Origin of the sequence: Pseudomonas sp. M47T1, assembly GCF_000263855.1 — a bacterium.
GTDB lineage: Bacteria > Pseudomonadota > Gammaproteobacteria > Pseudomonadales > Pseudomonadaceae > Aquipseudomonas.
Map to the genome: position 1 here is coordinate 144,381 of NZ_AJWX01000009.1, position 14,671 is coordinate 159,051.

Genomic DNA, 14,671 nt, shown 5'->3' on the forward strand with positions numbered 1-14,671 from the left:
CACGCCGCGCTCGCCGATTGGTTGCGCGGTGCCTGCGACGCAGCGCCGGGGGGCGTAGGTAGTCGTCAGGCTGCGTCCGGCCGTTACGCGCGTTTTCAGTTGCGAATCAGGGAAAGGCTGTGCAGCGGGTGTTCGAGGTAATCATCGATGCATTGCAGCAGTAGCTCACTGCGCCAGCGGCCTTTCTGCTCGATGATCTCGTCACGCGTGAGCCATTGCGGCCCGATGATGCCGTGGTCCAGTGTGCGCTCCGGGTCGTGGTGCAGCGGTTTGCCGGCGAAGCACACCCTCTGATAGGTCACGCCGTTGCTCGGCGCGGTGTACAGGTAGATGCCGATCACGCCGGTCAGCTCGACGTCATAGCCGGTTTCTTCCAGGGTTTCGCGGATCGCGGCTTCGATCAGGCTTTCGTCGGGTTCCAGGTGCCCGGCGGGCTGGTTGAGCACGGCGCGGCCGCCCTTGAGTTCTTCTACCAGCAGGAAGCGGCCGTTGTCTTCGATGACCGTGGCGACGGTGACGTGGGGGATCCAGGGGCGCATGGGCCCTCCTTTTAGTCGGGAGCTTTGAGCGGCAGCTTGTAGCTTACAGCTTGCCGCTAAAAAAAAGCCCCAGCATAGGCTGGGGGCTTTTTTTGGCTTCCAGGCTTACTTCAGCGACGCGATCGCGGCGTTCAAGGTAGCGCTTGGGCGCATGACCTTGGCGGCCAGTTCGGCGTTGGCGTGGTAGTAGCCAGCAATGTCCACTGGCTTGCCTTGCACGGCGTTCAGTTCGGCGACGATGGTCGCTTCCTGTTCGGTCAGTACGGCGGCCAGCGGGGCGAAGCGGGCTTGCAGGGCCGAGTCATCGGTCTGCGCGGCCAGGGCCTGGGCCCAGTACAGTGCCAAGTAGAAGTGGCTGCCGCGGTTGTCGATGTTGCCGACTTTGCGCGATGGCGACTTGTTGTTGTCCAGGAACTGGCCGGTGGCCTGGTCCAGGGTGGCAGCCAGTACCTTGGCCTTGGCGTTCTGGGTGGTGACGCCCAGGTGCTCCAGCGAGGCGGCCAGGGCCAGGAATTCACCCAGCGAGTCCCAGCGCAGGAAGTTTTCTTCCACCAGCTGCTGCACGTGCTTGGGCGCCGAACCGCCGGCGCCGGTTTCGAACAGGCCACCGCCGTTCATCAGCGGCACGATGGACAGCATCTTGGCGCTGGTACCCAGTTCCATGATCGGGAACAGGTCGGTCAGGTAGTCGCGCAGCACGTTGCCGGTCACCGAAATGGTGTCCTGGCCCTTGCGGATGCGCTCCAGGGAGAACTTCATGGCGTCGACAGGCGACATGATGCGGATGTCCAGGCCCGAGGTGTCGTGGTCTTTCAGGTAAACCTGGACCTTCTCGATCATCACGCCGTCGTGGGCGCGAGCCGGGTCCAGCCAGAAGACGGCTGGGGTGCCGGAGGCGCGGGCGCGGTTGACGGCCAGCTTGACCCAGTCCTGGATCGGCGCGTCCTTGGTCTGGCACATGCGGAAGATGTCGCCGGCGTCGACTTTCTGCTCCAGCAGGGTACGGCCCTTGCCGTCGACAACGCGAACAACGCCGTCAGCCTTGATGTGGAACGTCTTGTCGTGCGAGCCGTACTCTTCGGCTTTCTGCGCCATCAGGCCAACGTTTGGCACGCTGCCCATGGTGGTCGGATCGAAGGCGCCGTGTTTCTTGCAGTCTTCGATGGCGGCCTGGTAGATGGTGGCGTAGCAACGGTCCGGGATCACCGCCTTGGTGTCCTGCAGGTTGCCTTGGGTGTTCCACATCTTGCCCGAGTCGCGGATCATGGCCGGCATCGAGGCGTCGACGATCACGTCGCTTGGCACGTGCAGGTTGGTGATGCCCTTGTCGGAGTTGACCATGGCCAGCGCCGGACGGGTGGCGTACACGGCCTGGATGTCAGCTTCGATCTGCGCTTTCTGCTCGGCAGGCAGCGACTGGATGCGGGCGTACAGGTCGCCGATGCCGTTATTCAGGTTGAAGCCGATCTGCTCCAGCACAGTGGCGTGCTTGGCCAGTGCTTCTTTATAGAACTCGGCAACCACCTGGCCGAACATGATGGGGTCGGACACCTTCATCATGGTGGCTTTGAGGTGCAGGGACAGCAGCACGCCCTTGGCCTTGGCGTCTTCGATTTCGGCAGCGATGAAGGCGCGCAGGGCCTTTTTGCTCATCACGGCGCAGTCGATGATTTCGCCGGCTTTGACCGAGGTCTTTTCCTTCAGCACGCTGACGGTGCCATCAGCGGCCAGCAGTTCGATGCGCACGGCGTCGGCGGCTTCGATCAGGGCGGCCTTTTCACTGCCGTAGAAGTCGCCGTTGCTCATGTGGGCCACGTGGGACTTGGAGTCGGCAGCCCAGGCGCCCATTTTGTGGGGGTGCTTACGGGCGTAGTTCTTCACCGACAACGGCGCGCGACGGTCGGAGTTGCCTTCGCGCAGTACCGGGTTCACCGCGCTGCCCTTGATTTTGTCGTAACGCGACTTGGCTTCTTTCTCGGCGTCGGTGGCCGGGTTTTCCGGGTAGTCCGGAATGTTGAAGCCCTGTGCCTGCAGCTCGATGATGGCCGCTTTCAGTTGCGGCACCGAGGCGCTGATGTTCGGCAGCTTGATGATGTTGGCTTCCGGCGTGGTGGCCAGGGCGCCCAGCTCGGCGAGGTCGTCAGCGATGACCTGGTCGGCTTTCAGTTGCTCAGGGAAGCTCGACAGGATGCGGCCGGCCAGGGAGATGTCCCGGGTTTCCACGGCAATATCAGCCGAGGCGGTGAAGGCCTCTACGATAGGGAGCAGGGAATAGGTGGCGAGGGCGGGAGCTTCGTCGGTGAAGGTGTAGATGATCTTTGAGCGGGTGGGCATATCGGATTAACTCTCTTCTTTGCTAAGCGTGCACAGAATCTCGAGATGCGCAGGGTAGGCGCTTTCGTTCAAAGTGATCAATGAGCCGAAAGTCGAGGATTCGTCGCGATGATGTTGGGTGCATCAGTAGAGCGTCAAGCGACCTGACTGCGGTACAGCTCGGTCTTTTAAAGCTTTTTCAAGGGTTTGGCGCCGGGTTTTGAACGCCTTTGCCCTGGGTGACTCGATGGTCACTGCGACAGTATACCACTGGTCATGGTCTATAAATGATGCTCTTCGGCAGATTCACCTCTCAAACAGGTGGTTGCGGTCCCGGGCAGGTGGTTTACGCTCAGGGGTAGCCAGGATGTTCAACCCACAAAAACGGAGTCCAGCATGGGATACCAGAAGATTCAGGTGCCAGGTGTCGGTGAGAAAATCACCGTCAACGCAGACCATTCTCTCAATGTTCCAGACCAACCGATCATTCCGTATATCGAAGGCGATGGCATCGGCGTCGACGTGACGCCTGTCATGATCAAAGTGGTGGATGCGGCCGTGGCCAAGGCCTACGGCGGCAAGCGCACGATCTCGTGGATGGAAGTGTACGCGGGTGAGAAGGCCACCCAAGTGTATGACCAGGACACTTGGCTGCCGCAGGAAACCCTGGAGGCGGTGAAAGACTACGTGGTGTCCATCAAGGGGCCGCTGACCACGCCGGTGGGTGGCGGTATCCGTTCGCTGAACGTAGCCCTGCGCCAGCAGCTCGACCTTTATGTGTGCCTGCGCCCGGTGGTGTGGTTCGAAGGCGTGCCCAGCCCGGTGAAAAAGCCTGGCGACGTGGACATGGTGATCTTTCGCGAGAACTCCGAGGATATCTACGCCGGCATCGAGTGGAAGGCCGGCTCGCCCGAGGCGCAGAAGGTCATCAAGTTCCTCAAGGAGGAAATGGGCGTCACCAAGATCCGTTTCGACCAGGACTGCGGCATCGGCATCAAGCCGGTGTCCAGGGAAGGCACCCAGCGCCTGGTGCGCAAGGCCCTGCAATACGTGGTGGACAATGACCGCAAGTCGCTGACCCTGGTGCACAAGGGCAACATCATGAAATTTACCGAGGGCGCCTTCAAGGACTGGGGCTACGAGATTGCCCGCGACGAATTCGGCGCCACCCTGCTGGACGGCGGCCCGTGGATGCAGTTCAAGAACCCGAAAACCGGGCGCAACGTGATCGTCAAGGACGCCATCGCCGACGCCATGCTGCAACAGATACTGCTGCGGCCGGCCGAATATGACGTGATCGCCACCCTCAACCTCAACGGTGACTACCTGTCGGATGCCCTGGCGGCAGAAGTGGGCGGCATCGGCATTGCCCCGGGTGCCAACCTGTCCGACACGGTGGCGATGTTCGAGGCGACGCACGGCACCGCGCCCAAGTACGCGGGCAAGGACCAGGTCAACCCGGGCTCGGTGATTCTGTCGGCGGAAATGATGCTGCGCCACCTGGGGTGGACCGAGGCGGCTGACCTGATCATCAAAGGCACCAACGGCGCCATTGGCGCAAAAACCGTTACGTATGATTTCGAGCGACTGATGGACGGTGCCACGCTGGTGACCAGTTCGGGGTTCGGTGAGGCGATCATCAAGCATATGTAACGTCTGGCAACAAAAAAACCGGTCTTCTTGGCCGGTTTTTTCATACCTGCAGCTATTTAGCCGCTGCCGCAGGCCACGCTGGCCCTATGCCCCACCGAAGGCCTCCGGCGGGCAAGCGGGCCAGCGCAGCCTGCGGCAGGGGCTGTGCGGTGGTCAGGCAGTGACGGACTGCTGCGCAGGCTGGGTGGCAGCATGCTGGGCAGGGCTGTCGGTGGCAGCGGAAATCTCAACGGCGTGCAGGCCCTTGGGGCCCTGGATAATCTCGAATTTGACGGGCTGGCCGGCCTTGAGGGTCTTGTAGCCATCCATCTTGATGGCCGAGTAGTGGGCGAACAGGTCTTCGCTCTTGCCCTCTTCAACGATGAAGCCATAGCCTTTGGCGTTGTTGAACCACTTGACCTTACCGTTTGCCATGCTCATATCCCTCTGCAAAGGACTCCATCTCTGGAGTATCATCCACTTCATCCGGCGTTCGGACCGATCAAAAAATTTGGTTGACTGCGCGGACCTTTATTCCCCAATGTGGGTTCTATTGTTTGTAACACCGTTTTGCCGATAGTCAAGGTCATGCGGCGGCCGAGCTTACAGTCGGTCACAAGGTCAACACACAACCCTATTCGCTCAACCATGAACCTTCTTTCCATGCATGCAATCAGCCAGATTCGACTAACATTCAATCAGGATCACCCGCCATCGCATGAGGACGATTCCGCGGGCTTGGCCGTACAGGAAGCCAAACCGGCCCTGAAGGCGCCACCCATGTATAAGGTGGTTTTATTTAACGATGACTACACGCCGATGGATTTCGTCGTCGAAGTGCTCGAGGTGTTTTTTAACCTGAACCGCGAGCTGGCGACCAAGGTCATGCTCGCCGTACACACGGAAGGGCGAGCCGTATGTGGATTGTTCACCCGCGACATCGCCGAGACAAAGGCCATGCAGGTCAATCAGTACGCCAGGGAAAGCCAGCATCCGCTACTCTGTGAAATCGAGAAGGACGGTTAATCGCCGACCACTTGGGTATGAGGTGAAGCTATGTTAAACCGCGAGCTCGAAGTCACCCTCAATCTCGCCTTCAAGGAGGCGCGTTCCAAACGTCATGAGTTCATGACCGTGGAACACCTCCTGTTGGCATTATTGGATAATGAGGCCGCCGCCACCGTTTTGCGCGCTTGTGGCGCAAACCTCGACAAACTCAAACACGACTTGCAGGAGTTCATCGACTCCACCACGCCGCTGATCCCCGTCCACGACGAAGATCGCGAAACCCAGCCAACCCTGGGCTTCCAGCGTGTGTTGCAACGTGCCGTCTTCCACGTACAGAGCTCGGGCAAGCGCGAAGTCACCGGCGCCAACGTACTGGTTGCCATCTTCAGCGAACAGGAAAGCCAGGCCGTGTTCCTGCTCAAGCAGCAGAGCGTGGCGCGCATCGATGTGGTCAACTACATCGCCCACGGTATCTCCAAGGTGCCAGGGCACGGCGATCATTCCGAAGGTGAGCAGGACATGCAGGACGACGAAGGCGGTGAGTCTTCTTCTTCAGGCAACCCGCTCGACGCCTACGCCAGCAACCTCAACGAACTCGCGCGCCAGGGCCGTATCGACCCGCTGGTAGGCCGCGAGAACGAAGTGGAGCGCGTGGCGCAGATCCTGGCTCGCCGCCGCAAGAACAACCCGTTGCTGGTGGGTGAGGCCGGTGTGGGCAAGACGGCCATCGCCGAAGGCCTGGCCAAGCGCATCGTCGACAGCCAGGTGCCGGACCTGCTGGCCAATAGCGTCGTCTATTCGCTGGACCTGGGCGCCTTGCTGGCCGGTACCAAGTACCGCGGTGACTTCGAGAAGCGCTTCAAGGCGCTGCTCGGCGAGCTGAAAAAGCGCCCGCAGGCCATCCTGTTCATCGACGAAATTCACACCATCATCGGTGCGGGTGCTGCGTCGGGTGGCGTGATGGATGCGTCCAACCTGCTCAAGCCGTTGTTGTCATCGGGCGACATCCGCTGCATCGGCAGCACCACGTTCCAGGAATTCCGCGGCATCTTCGAGAAGGACCGTGCCCTGGCGCGTCGCTTCCAGAAAGTGGATGTCAGCGAGCCGTCGGTGGAAGACACCATCGGTATCCTGCGCGGGCTGAAAGGCCGTTTCGAGCAGCACCACAACATCGAGTACAGCGATGAAGCGCTGCGTGCAGCGGCCGAGCTGGCCTCGCGCTACATCAACGACCGTCACATGCCCGACAAGGCCATCGACGTCATTGACGAAGCCGGCGCCTATCAGCGCCTGCAACCGGTGGAAAACCGCGTCAAGCGCATCGAAGTGCCACAGGTCGAGGACATTGTCGCCAAGATCGCGCGCATTCCGCCAAAACACGTCACCAGTTCCGACAAGGAGCTGCTGCGTAACCTGGAGCGCGACCTGAAGCTGACCGTGTTCGGCCAGGACGCTGCCATCGACTCGCTGGCCACGGCCATCAAGTTGTCGCGTGCGGGGCTCAAATCGCCGGACAAGCCTGTGGGTTCGTTCCTGTTCGCCGGCCCTACCGGCGTGGGCAAGACCGAAGCCGCTCGTCAGTTGGCCAAGGCCCTGGGCGTTGAACTGGTGCGGTTCGACATGTCGGAATACATGGAGCGCCACACTGTGTCCCGTCTGATCGGCGCGCCGCCGGGCTACGTCGGTTTCGACCAGGGCGGCCTGCTGACCGAGGCCATCACCAAGCAACCGCACTGCGTGCTGCTGCTCGATGAAATCGAAAAGGCCCACCCGGAAGTCTTCAACCTGCTGTTGCAGGTGATGGACCACGGTACCCTGACCGACAACAACGGCCGCAAGGCGGACTTCCGCAACGTGATCCTGATCATGACCACCAACGCCGGTGCCGAAACCGCCGCGCGTGCGTCCATTGGCTTCACGCACCAGGACCATTCGTCCGATGCCATGGAAGTCATCAAGAAAAGCTTCACGCCGGAGTTCAGAAACCGCCTGGACACCATCATCCAGTTTGGTCGCCTCAGCCACGAGACGATCAAGAGCGTGGTCGACAAGTTCCTCACCGAACTGCAGGCCCAGCTGGAAGACAAGCGTGTGCTGCTGGAAGTCACGGATGCGGCGCGCAGTTGGCTGGCAGCCGGTGGCTATGACGCCACCATGGGTGCCCGGCCGATGGCACGGCTTATCCAGGACAAGATCAAGCGGCCGTTGGCGGAGGAGATCCTGTTCGGCGAGCTGGCCGAGCACGGCGGCGTGGTGCACATCGACGTGAAGGACGGCGAAATGACCTTCGACTTCGAAACCACGGCCGAAATGGCCTAGGGGCAGCTACAGGCTGCAAGTGGAAAGCTGCAAGCGAAAGCAAAGCAGTGTTCCGCTTGCAGCTCGTAGCTCCTATCGTGCAGCTGCTTTTGGAGCGCCCACACAAAAACGCCCGGCACATGCCGGGCGTTTTCGTTTGTGTCGCTTAGCGAGCGCGGTAGGTAATGCGCCCTTTGCTCAAATCGTAGGGCGTCAATTCAACGCGCACCTTGTCGCCGGTCAGAATACGAATGTAGTTCTTGCGCATCTTACCGGAGATATGCGCGGTTACGACGTGCCCATTTTCCAACTCCACGCGAAACATGGTGTTTGGCAGGGTGTCGACGACAGTGCCTTCCATTTCGAAGCTGTCTTCTTTCGACATGCAGTAAAGCCCTCGGTGTCCAGTTAATGGCCCGGTGCAACTGCGCCAGGCAAAAGCGGCGTGCATTGTGCCTGAAAAAGGGGCGTTACGCCAAGGCCCTTCAATTAAGAGTGACCCAACGTTGATTGATGAGCAGCTCGATAGGGCGATATTGGGTTTTGTAATTCATCTTTTTGCAGTTTTTGATCCAGTACCCCAGGTACACCGCGTCCAGTTGCAAGCGCAGCGCCTCGCCGATCTGCCACAAGATGGCAAAGCGCCCCAGGCTGCGTCGCTCCTCGGAAGGCTCGTAGAAGGTGTACACCGCCGACAGGCCGTTGGGCAGCAGGTCGGTGACGGCTACGGCCAGCAATTGGCCTTCGCGGCGGAATTCGTAGAAGCGCGAAAACGGCAAGTCGCGCACCAGGAACGTGGAGAACTGCTCACGGCTGGGCGGGAACATGTCGCCGTCGGCGTGGCGCTGTTCGATGTAGCGTTGGTACAGGTCGAAGTATTCCTCGCTGAACGCGGGCTTGGTGGCGGTCACTTCAATGTCGGCGTTGCGCTTGACTATGCGCTTCTGCTGACGGTTGGGGCTGAACCCGGCCGCCGGGATGCGCGCCGGCACGCACGCGTTGCAGCGTTGGCAGTGGGGGCGGTAAAGGTGATCGCCGCTGCGCCGGAAACCCATCTCCGACAGGTCGGCGTACACATGCACGTCCATCGGCTGGCTGGGGTCCAGGAACAGGGTAGTGGCCTGCTCCTCGGGCAGGTAGCTGCACGAGTGGGGTTGAGTGGCATAGAACTTCAATCGCGCCAACTCAGTCATGATCAGCCCTCGGATCGAAACCTTTGAATAAGTGTAAGCCAGCTGTGACGAACTCGCCTAGCAAACCCAGGTTGCCGTGGCCGGTTGGTCGAGATAGGTGCGCAGGTGCCAGGCAAAATCCTCGCGGCTGATGGAGCGTGCGCCCAGGCTGATCAGGTGCTCGGTGGGCATCTGGCAGTCGATCAGGGCAAAGCCTGCGCCGTGCAGGTGCTGCACCAGGGTGGCAAAGCCGACCTTGGAAGCGTTGTCGGCGCGGCTGAACATGGACTCGCCAAAGAACAGCTTACCCATGGCCAGGCCGTACAGGCCGCCCACCATTTCCTCGCCGTCCCACACCTCCACCGAGTGGGCCAGGCCCTGTTCGTGCAGCTTGATGTAGGCGGCCTGCATGTTGTCGGTGATCCAGGTGCCGTCGGCGTAGGCCCGGGGGCCGGCGCAGGCGCGAATCACTGCGGCGAAGTCGCGGTCGAAGCTGACTTGATAGCGCTGCTGGCGAATGACCTTGGCCAGGCTGCGCGACACGTGCAGTTCGGTGGGCAATAGCACGGTGCGCGGGTCTGGCGACCACCACAGAATGGGCTGGCCATCCTGGTACCAGGGAAAGCAGCCATGGCGGTAGGCCTGCACCAGGCGCTCGGCGCTCAGGTCGCCACCGGCGGCCAGCAGGCCGTTGGGGTCGCGCAGGGCCTTGTCCAGGGGCGGGAAGGTCAGGTCGTTCTTCTTGAGCCAGGTCAGCATGGATTCTTTCTGGGGCAGGGGAGGGGAGGGCACCCTCTGTAGATGCCGCCAGGCTGCGCCGGCCCCTGGGCCCACTGAAAATCTCCAGCGAGGCAGAGGGCCAGCGCAGCCTTCGGCAGCGGCTACACAGGCAGTGGCGTTGCATGCAGTGCGGCCAGTATTCAGGATAAAAACCCCGCCCTGCAACTCTACCGCCATGTCGCGGTCGTAAACCTTCGTTAATGTAATTGAAAACCCTGCATAAGCCTTTGTCAGCAAAGACAATGCATGCTCCAATTGATTAGCGTCGCGTGCTCTGGGCTATGCTGTGGCGAACCCGTACAATGCACCGTTCATTTGCATGATTTTTTTAGTCAATCATCAGTTGTTCGCGCCCATGGGCGCAGGAAAAGACTTGTTTTGAAGAAATCCACCGCGATACCTACCCCAGCCGTGCCCCTGTGGCGTCAGCAAATGCACTACCGGCTCAAGGAAGGTGCCCTGATTGCCATGGGTGCCCTGTGCCTGTACCTGTGGATGGCGCTGCTCACCTACGACCAGGCCGACCCGGGCTGGAGCCACACCAGCACTGCCCACGACGTGCAGAACGCCGCCGGCCGTGCCGGAGCCTTCGCCGCCGATATCCTGTTCATGGTGCTGGGCTATTTCGCCTACATCTTCCCGCTGCTGCTGGCCGTCAAGACCTGGCAGATCTTTCGCGAGCGTCACCAGCCGTGGCAGTGGAGCGGCTGGCTGTTTTCCTGGCGACTGATCGGTCTGGTGTTCCTGGTGCTGTCCGGCGCGGCCCTTGCGCATATTCATTTCCATTCCACGCCCAACCTGCCGGCCTCGGCCGGTGGTGCCCTGGGTGAAAGCCTGGGCGACCTGGCGCGCAACGCCCTGAACACCCAGGGCAGCACTTTGCTGTTCATCGCCCTGTTCCTGTTCGGCCTGACCGTGTTCACCGACCTGTCGTGGTTCAAGGTCATGGACCTGACCGGCAAGATCACCCTCGACCTGCTGGAACTGGTGCAAGGCGCCGCCGGCCGCTGGTGGGCGGCGCGCAACGAACGTCGCCAACTGGAAGCGCAACTGCGCGAGGTGGACGTGCGTGTGCACGACGTGGTGGCACCCACTACCCCTGACCGTCGCGAGCAGGCCAAGGCCCGCGAACGCATCATCGAACGCGACCAGTCGCTGGCCAAGCACGTCACCGAGCGCGAGAAGCAGGCGCCACCGGTGATCATGCCGGCCCCGGCCATGGCCAAGCCGCCCGAGCCAAGCAAGCGCGTGCAGAAGGAAAAACAGGTGCCGCTGTTCGTCGACAGCGCCGTGGAAGGCACCTTGCCGCCCATTTCCATCCTCGACCCTGCGGAAAAGAAGAAGGTCAACTACTCGCCCGAATCCCTGGCGGGCGTGGGCCATCTGCTGGAAATAAAGCTCAAGGAATTCGGCGTCGAGGTGTCGGTGGACTCCATCCACCCCGGCCCGGTCATCACCCGTTACGAAATTCAGCCAGCGGCCGGTGTCAAGGTCAGCCGCATTTCCAACCTGGCCAAGGACCTGGCGCGTTCGCTGGCCGTGACCAGCGTGCGCGTGGTGGAAGTCATTCCGGGCAAGACCACCGTGGGCATCGAGATTCCCAACGAAGACCGCCAGATCGTGCGCTTCTCGGAAGTGCTGTCGTCGCCGCAGTATGACGAGGCCAAGTCACCGGTCACCATGGCCCTGGGCCACGACATTGGCGGCAAGCCAGTCATCACCGACCTTGCGAAAATGCCGCACCTGCTGGTGGCCGGTACCACCGGTTCCGGTAAGTCGGTGGGCGTGAACGCCATGATCCTGTCGATCCTGTTCAAGTCCAGCCCCGAAGACGCCAAGCTGATCATGATCGACCCGAAAATGCTCGAGCTGTCGATCTACGAAGGCATTCCGCACCTGCTGTGCCCGGTGGTCACCGACATGAAGGACGCCGCCAACGCCCTGCGCTGGAGCGTGGCGGAGATGGAGCGCCGCTACAAGCTGATGGCGGCCATGGGCGTGCGTAACCTGGCCGGCTTCAACCGCAAGGTCAAGGACGCGCAGGAGGAGGGCACGCCGCTCACCGACCCGCTGTACCGTCGCGAAAGCATGGAAGACGAAGCACCGCTGCTGAAAACGCTGCCTACCATCGTGGTTATCGTCGACGAATTCGCCGACATGATGATGATCGTCGGCAAGAAGGTCGAAGAGCTGATCGCCCGTATTGCCCAGAAGGCCCGTGCCGCCGGTATCCACCTGATCCTGGCCACCCAGCGGCCGTCGGTGGACGTGATCACCGGCCTGATCAAGGCCAACATCCCCACCCGCATGGCGTTCCAGGTGTCGAGCAAGATCGACTCGCGTACCATCATCGACCAGGGTGGCGCGGAGCAACTGCTGGGTCACGGTGACATGCTGTACATGCCGCCCGGCACCAGCCTGCCGATCCGTGTGCACGGTGCGTTCGTGTCCGACGAAGAAGTGCACCGCGTGGTGGAAGCCTGGAAACTGCGTGGCGTGCCGGACTACAACGAAGACATCCTGGCCGGCGTCGAAGAGGCCGGCAGCGGCTTCGAAGGCGGCAGTGGCGGTGGTGACGAGGACAGCGAATCCGATGCGCTCTACGACGAGGCGGTCAACTTCGTTCTGGAAAGCCGTCGGGCGTCCATTTCCGCGGTGCAGCGCAAGCTGAAGATTGGCTACAACCGCGCCGCTCGCATGATCGAGGCGATGGAAATGGCCGGCGTGGTCACCCCCATGAACACCAACGGTTCGCGCGAAGTCATCGCGCCGGGCCCAATGCGCGACTGATCGACACAACGGGTCGCTGATGAACAGCGACCAGTCCTATTCTTTTGTACGAGGATTCCCATGCGCCTGATTCGCATGCTGTTGGTTTCTGCTCTGGCCTTCTCCACGATCCCGGCCCACGCCGACGACGCCTCGGTGAAAAGCCTGACCCAGTTGCTGGAAAAGTCCAACACCCTGGCCGCGCACTTCTCGCAACTGACCCTGGACGGCAGCGGTACCCAGTTGCAGGAAACCGCCGGTGAAATGACCCTGCAGCGCCCGGGCCTGTTCTATTGGCACACCGACGCGCCGAACGAGCAGACCATGGTTTCGGATGGCCAGAAGGTCTCGCTGTACGACCCGGACCTGCAACAGGTGACCATCAAGAAGCTGGACCAGCGCCTGACCCAGACCCCGGCCCTGCTGCTGTCCGGTGACATCTCCAAGATCAGCCAGAGCTTCGACATCACCTCCAAGGAAGCGGGCGACGTGATTGACTTCATGCTCAAGCCCAAGACCAAGGACACCCTGTTTGACTCCCTGCGCCTGTCGTTCCGCAAGGGCCTGATCAATGACATGCAATTGATCGACAGCGTGGGCCAGCGCACCAACATCCTGTTCACCGGCGTCAAGGCCAATGATCCGGTCGACAAGAGCAAGTTCACCTTCGTCGCGCCCAAGGGCACCGACGTGATCCAGGAATAAGAGGACCGCACGCCCGTCATGGACCTGTTTCGCAGTGAGCCCATCGCCCAGCCCCTGGCTGCCCGCCTGCGGGCCCGCAACCTGGACGAATACGTGGGCCAGGAACACCTGCTGGCGCGCGGCAAGCCGCTGCGCGAAGCGCTGGAGCAGGGTGCGCTGCATTCCATGATCTTCTGGGGCCCACCGGGGGTGGGCAAGACCACCCTGGCGCGGCTGCTGGCAGAAGTCTCGGACGCCCACTTCGAAACCGTTTCCGCGGTGCTGGCGGGGGTCAAGGAGATTCGCCAGGCGGTCGAGGTGGCCAAGCAGCAGGCCGGCCAGTACGGCCGCCGCACCATCCTGTTCGTCGACGAAGTGCACCGCTTCAACAAGTCCCAGCAGGACGCCTTCCTGCCCTACGTGGAAGACGGCACGCTGATTTTCATCGGTGCCACCACCGAAAACCCTTCGTTCGAACTCAACAACGCGTTGCTGTCGCGGGCACGGGTGTACGTGCTCAAGAGCCTGGACGAAGCGGCGCTGCGCCGCCTGGTGTACCGCGCCCTGAACGAAGAGCGCGGCCTGGGCAAGCGTCAGCTGCGCCTGGGCGACGAGGCGTTCGGCATGTTGCTGGCCGCCGCCGACGGCGATGGCCGGCGCATCCTCAACCTGCTGGAAAACGCCTCGGACCTGGCCGAAGACGGCGAAGAAATCGGCAGCGACCTGCTGCAAAGCCTGCTGGGCGACACCCGCCGCCGTTTCGACAAGGGCGGTGAAGCCTTCTACGACCAGATATCGGCGCTGCACAAGTCCGTGCGTGGCTCCAACCCCGACGGCGCGCTGTACTGGTACGCGCGCATGATGGACGGCGGCTGCGACCCGTTGTACGTGGCCCGCCGCGTGGTGCGCATGGCCAGCGAAGACATCGGCAACGCTGACCCGCGCGCGCTGAGCCTGTGCCTGGCGGCGTGGGATGTGCAGGAGCGCCTGGGCAGCCCCGAAGGCGAATTGGCGGTGGCCCAGGCCATCGTCTACCTGGCTTGCGCGCCGAAGAGCAACGCCGTGTACATGGGCTTCAAGCAGGCCATGCGTGAAGCCGCCGAGCACGGCTCGCTGGAAGTGCCGCTGCACCTGCGCAACGCGCCGACCAAGTTGATGAAGCAGTTGGGGTACGGTGAAGAGTACCGCTACGCCCACGACGAACCCGACGCCTACGCCGCCGGCGAGGACTACTTCCCCGACCAGTTGGACCCACGCCCGTACTACCAGCCAGTGCCTCGCGGCCTGGAGCTGAAAATCGGCGAAAAGCTCAAGCACCTGGCCCAACTGGATCGCCTGAGCCCACGCCAACGCCGCAAGCCCTGAAGCCGAACCCCAAGGCGGACAACGCCGATCTACCAGGCCATGGCACGTTGCAACCAACGTGGGAGCGGGCTCTGCCCGCGAAGCGCCGCGCGGGCGGCGCGCGATCTCAAG

General features: G+C 61.9%; 12 protein-coding genes. 6 read left to right on the plus strand and 6 right to left on the minus strand.

Annotated features, from left to right (window positions below; genetic code table 11):
• Nucleotides 1-95: 95 nt before the first annotated feature.
• Nucleotides 96-539, minus strand: a complete 444-nt coding sequence (locus PMM47T1_RS12275) for an NUDIX hydrolase (protein ID WP_008369071.1) — start codon at nt 537-539, stop codon at nt 96-98.
• 105 nt (nt 540-644) lie between these two features.
• Nucleotides 645-2,873 (minus strand): NADP-dependent isocitrate dehydrogenase, encoded by a 2,229-nt coding sequence (locus PMM47T1_RS12280; protein WP_008369073.1) that lies wholly within the window; start codon nt 2,871-2,873, stop codon nt 645-647.
• A 375-nt stretch (nt 2,874-3,248) separates the two neighbouring features.
• Here PMM47T1_RS12280 and icd point away from each other — a divergent pair, with 375 nt between their 5' ends.
• Nucleotides 3,249-4,505, plus strand: coding sequence for an NADP-dependent isocitrate dehydrogenase (gene icd / locus PMM47T1_RS12285; RefSeq protein WP_008369075.1), 1,257 nt, complete (start codon nt 3,249-3,251; stop codon nt 4,503-4,505).
• A 153-nt stretch (nt 4,506-4,658) separates the two neighbouring features.
• Here icd and cspD read toward each other — a convergent pair whose 3' ends face one another.
• A complete protein-coding gene (gene cspD, locus PMM47T1_RS12290; RefSeq protein ID WP_043300959.1) occupies nt 4,659-4,919 on the minus strand; it encodes a cold shock domain-containing protein CspD in 261 nt (86 codons plus the stop codon).
• A 228-nt stretch (nt 4,920-5,147) separates the two neighbouring features.
• Here cspD and clpS point away from each other — a divergent pair, with 228 nt between their 5' ends.
• Nucleotides 5,148-5,510: an ATP-dependent Clp protease adapter ClpS gene (gene clpS / locus PMM47T1_RS12295; RefSeq protein WP_008369080.1), complete on the plus strand. Its 363-nt coding sequence runs from the start codon at nt 5,148-5,150 to the stop codon at nt 5,508-5,510.
• A 30-nt stretch (nt 5,511-5,540) separates the two neighbouring features.
• A complete protein-coding gene (gene clpA, locus PMM47T1_RS12300; RefSeq protein ID WP_008369082.1) occupies nt 5,541-7,811 on the plus strand; it encodes an ATP-dependent Clp protease ATP-binding subunit ClpA in 2,271 nt (756 codons plus the stop codon).
• 145 nt (nt 7,812-7,956) lie between these two features.
• On the opposite strand, the gene infA is transcribed toward clpA, so the two are convergent.
• The 3 genes from infA to aat form a co-directional block, all read right to left on the minus strand.
• A complete protein-coding gene (gene infA / locus PMM47T1_RS12305) occupies nt 7,957-8,175 on the minus strand; it encodes a translation initiation factor IF-1 (protein WP_002553999.1) in 219 nt (72 codons plus the stop codon).
• 100 nt (nt 8,176-8,275) lie between these two features.
• Nucleotides 8,276-8,983, minus strand: coding sequence for an arginyltransferase (locus tag PMM47T1_RS12310; protein WP_008369087.1), 708 nt, complete (start codon nt 8,981-8,983; stop codon nt 8,276-8,278).
• Between the two features lie 57 nt (nt 8,984-9,040).
• The gene (aat, locus tag PMM47T1_RS12315; RefSeq protein WP_008369089.1) at nt 9,041-9,721 is read right to left on the minus strand and encodes a leucyl/phenylalanyl-tRNA--protein transferase; all 681 of its coding nucleotides are present in this window, start codon (nt 9,719-9,721) and stop codon (nt 9,041-9,043) included.
• A 399-nt stretch (nt 9,722-10,120) separates the two neighbouring features.
• Here aat and ftsK point away from each other — a divergent pair, with 399 nt between their 5' ends.
• Genes ftsK through PMM47T1_RS12330 form a run of 3 tightly spaced genes read left to right on the plus strand, consistent with a single transcriptional unit; the run spans nt 10,121 to nt 14,560 of the window.
• Nucleotides 10,121-12,532 carry a DNA translocase FtsK gene (gene ftsK / locus PMM47T1_RS12320; protein ID WP_043300945.1) on the plus strand — a complete coding sequence of 804 codons (2,412 nt, stop codon included), beginning with the start codon at nt 10,121-10,123 and terminating at the stop codon, nt 12,530-12,532.
• Nucleotides 12,533-12,592: 60 nt separating this feature from the next.
• Entirely contained in the window at nt 12,593-13,216 is a 624-nt protein-coding gene (gene lolA, locus PMM47T1_RS12325; RefSeq protein WP_008369094.1) for an outer membrane lipoprotein chaperone LolA, read from the plus strand.
• An 18-nt stretch (nt 13,217-13,234) separates the two neighbouring features.
• Entirely contained in the window at nt 13,235-14,560 is a 1,326-nt protein-coding gene (locus PMM47T1_RS12330; RefSeq protein ID WP_008369095.1) for a replication-associated recombination protein A, read from the plus strand.
• The last annotated feature ends 111 nt before the right edge of the window (nt 14,561-14,671 follow it).

Excerpts from the sequence above, each read along its gene's own strand:
- PMM47T1_RS12310 (WP_008369087.1), bottom strand. The coding sequence starts at position 8,983 with ATGACTGAGTTGGCGCGATTGAAGTTCTATGCCACTCAACCCCACTCG.
- lolA (WP_008369094.1), top strand. The coding sequence starts at position 12,593 with ATGCGCCTGATTCGCATGCTGTTGGTTTCTGCTCTGGCCTTCTCCACG.
- icd (WP_008369075.1), top strand. The coding sequence starts at position 3,249 with ATGGGATACCAGAAGATTCAGGTGCCAGGTGTCGGTGAGAAAATCACC.
- PMM47T1_RS12330 (WP_008369095.1), top strand. The coding sequence starts at position 13,235 with ATGGACCTGTTTCGCAGTGAGCCCATCGCCCAGCCCCTGGCTGCCCGC.
- infA (WP_002553999.1), bottom strand. The coding sequence starts at position 8,175 with ATGTCGAAAGAAGACAGCTTCGAAATGGAAGGCACTGTCGTCGACACC.
- PMM47T1_RS12280 (WP_008369073.1), bottom strand. The coding sequence starts at position 2,873 with ATGCCCACCCGCTCAAAGATCATCTACACCTTCACCGACGAAGCTCCC.
- PMM47T1_RS12275 (WP_008369071.1), bottom strand. The coding sequence starts at position 539 with ATGCGCCCCTGGATCCCCCACGTCACCGTCGCCACGGTCATCGAAGAC.
- aat (WP_008369089.1), bottom strand. The coding sequence starts at position 9,721 with ATGCTGACCTGGCTCAAGAAGAACGACCTGACCTTCCCGCCCCTGGAC.
- cspD (WP_043300959.1), bottom strand. The coding sequence starts at position 4,919 with ATGGCAAACGGTAAGGTCAAGTGGTTCAACAACGCCAAAGGCTATGGC.
- clpS (WP_008369080.1), top strand. The coding sequence starts at position 5,148 with ATGCATGCAATCAGCCAGATTCGACTAACATTCAATCAGGATCACCCG.
- clpA (WP_008369082.1), top strand. The coding sequence starts at position 5,541 with ATGTTAAACCGCGAGCTCGAAGTCACCCTCAATCTCGCCTTCAAGGAG.